This is a genomic window from Enterobacter sp. 01-M-02-SI-ECC, from assembly GCF_047530595.1.
Lineage (GTDB): Bacteria > Pseudomonadota > Gammaproteobacteria > Enterobacterales > Enterobacteriaceae > Enterobacter > Enterobacter cloacae_M.
Map to the genome: position 1 here is coordinate 1 of NZ_JBLKCZ010000072.1, position 3,187 is coordinate 3,187.

General features: G+C 64.2%; 1 protein-coding gene. It reads right to left on the bottom strand.

The features are described 5' to 3' along the window. Positions 1 to 109 precede the first annotated feature (109 nt). Positions 110 to 3,076 carry a Tn3-like element ISPa38 family transposase gene (locus tag ACMWLG_RS25540; RefSeq protein WP_003100881.1) on the bottom strand — a complete coding sequence of 989 codons (2,967 nt, stop codon included), beginning with the start codon at positions 3,074 to 3,076 and terminating at the stop codon, positions 110 to 112. Positions 3,077 to 3,187 lie beyond the last annotated feature (111 nt).

The following is a 3,187-nucleotide window of genomic DNA, read 5'->3' on the forward strand; positions in this document are numbered from 1 at the left end:
GATCGATACCAATAAGCGCAATGTTTTCCATGATGGTTCTCCGAATGAAAGCCTGTCCTCAGCATAGTACTGGGAAGGAGGGAGTGACCATCTCATTAAATAAAGCACGCTAAGCCGGTTGCAGCGGCCGTAGCGGCCTGAACTTGCCCGCGCCGATCTTGGCGCTGCTGCGCCAGAGGTAATCGCCGGTCAGGTTGATGTGCTCCCAGCCGAGCGGCGACAGGTACTGCAACAGGCCGTCATCGACGGCTTGACCGTGGCCACGCAAGGCGTTCGCGGCCCGCTCCAGATAGACCGTGTTCCATAGCACGATGGCCGCCGTCACCAGGTTGAGGCCGCTGGCCCGGTAGCGCTGCTGCTCGAAGCTGCGGTCGCGGATTTCCCCCAGGCGGTTGAAGAACACGGCGCGGGCCAGCGCGTTGCGCGCCTCGCCTTTGTTCAGCCCGGCATGCACGCGGCGGCGCAGCTCGACGCTTTGCAGCCAGTCCAGGATGAACAGTGTGCGCTCGATGCGTCCCAGCTCACGCAGGGCGACGGCCAGGCCGTTCTGGCGCGGGTAGCTGCCAAGCTTCCTGAGCATCAGCGAGGCCGTCGCCGTGCCCTGCTTGATCGAGGTGGCCATCCGCAGGATTTCATCCCAATGGGCGCGGACGTGCTTGATGTTGAGCGTGCCGCCGATCATCGGTTTCAACGCCTCGTAGGTGGCATCGCCCTTCGGGATGTAGAGCTTGGTGTCGCCCAGGTCACGAATGCGCGGGGCGAAGCGGAAGCCCAGCAGGTGCATCAACGCGAAGACGTGGTCCGTGAACCCTGCCGTGTCGGTGTAGTGCTCCTCGATCCGCAGGTCGGATTCGTGATACAGCAGGCCGTCGAGCACGTAGGTCGAGTCGCGCACGCCGACGTTCACGACCTTGGTGTGGAACGGCGCGTACTGGTCGGAGATATGGGTGTAGAACGTCCGCCCTGGGCTGCTGCCGTATTTCGGATTGATGTGGCCGGTGCTCTCGGCCTTGCTGCCGGTGCGGAAGTTCTGGCCGTCCGACGATGACGTGGTGCCGTCGCCCCAGTGCTCGGCGAAGGGATGTCGGAACTGCGCGTTGACCAGCTCGGCCAGTGCCGCCCCGTAGGTTTCGTCGCGGATGTGCCAGGCTTGCAGCCAGGCCAGCTTGGCGTAGGTCGTGCCGGGGCACGATTCCGCCATCTTGGTCAGGCCCAGGTTGATCGCGTCGGCGAGGATCGTGGTCAGCAACAGGTTTTTGTCCTTGGCCAGGTCGCCTGACTTCAGGTGGGCGAAGTGCCGGGTGAAGCCCGTCCATTCGTCTACCTCCAGCAGCAATTCGGTGATCTTGACGTGCGGTAGGATCATCGCCGTCTGGTCGATCAGGGCCTGTGCGGTATCGGGCACCGCCGCATCGAGCGGCGTGATCTTCAGGCCCGACTCCGTGATGATGGCGTCCGGCAGCTCGTTGGCCAGCGCCATGCGGTTGACGGTGGCGAGCTGCGTTTCCAGCAGCGTCAGCCGGTCATGCAGGTACTGGTCGCAATCGGTGGCCACGGCCAGCGGCAATTCGCTGGCCTGCTTGAGGCTGGCGAATTTCGCGGGCGGCACCAGGTAGTCCTCGAAGTCCTTGAACTGGCGCGAGCCTTGCACCCAGATGTCGCCGGAGCGCAGCGCGTTCTTCAGCTCCGACAGCGCGCACAGTTCGTAGTAGCGCCGGTCGATGCCGGTGTCGGTCATCACCAGCTTCTGCCAGCGCGGCTTGATGAACTCGGTCGGCGCGTCGGTGGGCACCTTGCGGGCGTTGTCGCTGTTCATGCTGCGCAGCACCTCGATGGCGTCGAGTACGTCCTTGGCGGCGGGCGCGGCCCGCAACTTGAGCACGTCGAGAAATTCCGGCGCGTAGCGGCGCAGCGTGGCGTAGCTCTCGCCGATGCGGTGCAGGAAATCGAAGTCCTCGGGTTGCGCGAGCCGCTGCGCTTCGGTGACGCTCTCGGCGAAAGCATCCCAGGACATGACGGCCTCGATGGCGGCGAACGGATCGCGGCCCGCTTGCTTGGCCTCGATCAGCGCCTGGCCGATGCGCCCGAACAGCCGCACCTTGGCATTGATCGCCTTGCCGGATGCCTGGAACTGCTGCTGATGCTTGTTCTTGGCGGCATTGAACAGCTTGCCCAGGATGCGGTCATGCAGGTCGATGATTTCGTCGGTGACGGTGGCCATGCCCTCGATGGCGAGCGCCACCAGGGTCGCGTAACGCCGCTGCGGCTCGAACTTCGCCAGGTCGGCGGGCGTCATCTGGCCGCCCTCGCGGGCGATCTTGAGCAGCCGGTTCTGGTGAACCAGCCGCTCGATGCCGGAGGGCAGGTCGAGCGCCTGCCACGCCTTGAGGCGTTCGATGTGTTCCAGCATGTGCCGCGAGTTCGGTTTGACCGGGGATTGCCGCAGCCAGGCCAGCCACGTCGTCTTGCCGTTGTCGCGGCGCTTGAGCAGATCGTCGAGGCGACGGCGATGCACGTCCGTCAGCGGCTCAGCCAAGGCGTCGTAGAGACGCCGGTTGGCGCGGGTAATCGCTTCGGCGCTCGCCCGCTCGACGGCGTTGAGGGCGGGCACAATGACCGACTGCCGCCGCAGGTGCTCGATCAAGGCTCTGGCCAGCACGATGCCCTTGTCGGTTTGCATGGCCAGCTCGGTCAGCAACTGGACAGCCTGCCGGTAGTGGCCAATCGTGAACGGCTGGAAGCCGAACACCGTTTGCAGCTCGACCAGGTGCTCGCGTCGGGTCTGCTCACGCTGCCCGTACTCGTCCCAGCTTTCGATGCCGACCTTGAGCTGGTTGGCGACCAGTCTCAGCAATGGCGGGAACGGTGGCTCATCAGCGCCAAGGATGACGCCGGGAAAGCGCAGGTAGCAGAGCTGCACCGCGAAGCCCAGCCGATTGGCCGGGCCGCGCCGCTGCCGGATGATGGAGAGGTCGCTTTCGCTGAACGTGTAGTGACGGATCAACTCATCCTTGGTGTCCGGCAACGCCAGCAGGCTTTCGCGCTCGGCGGCGGAGAGGATCGAACGGCGGGGCATGCGGTTTCCTTCTTCTTGAAATTCTATTCTTGATTGCATATCATCTCAACGAGTTTCGATAAGAAAGGATGCGCATGCGACCGTCTGTTGTGCTTGACATGAAGCGAAGCG

Excerpts from the sequence above, each read along its gene's own strand:
- ACMWLG_RS25540 (WP_003100881.1), bottom strand. The coding sequence starts at position 3,076 with ATGCCCCGCCGTTCGATCCTCTCCGCCGCCGAGCGCGAAAGCCTGCTG.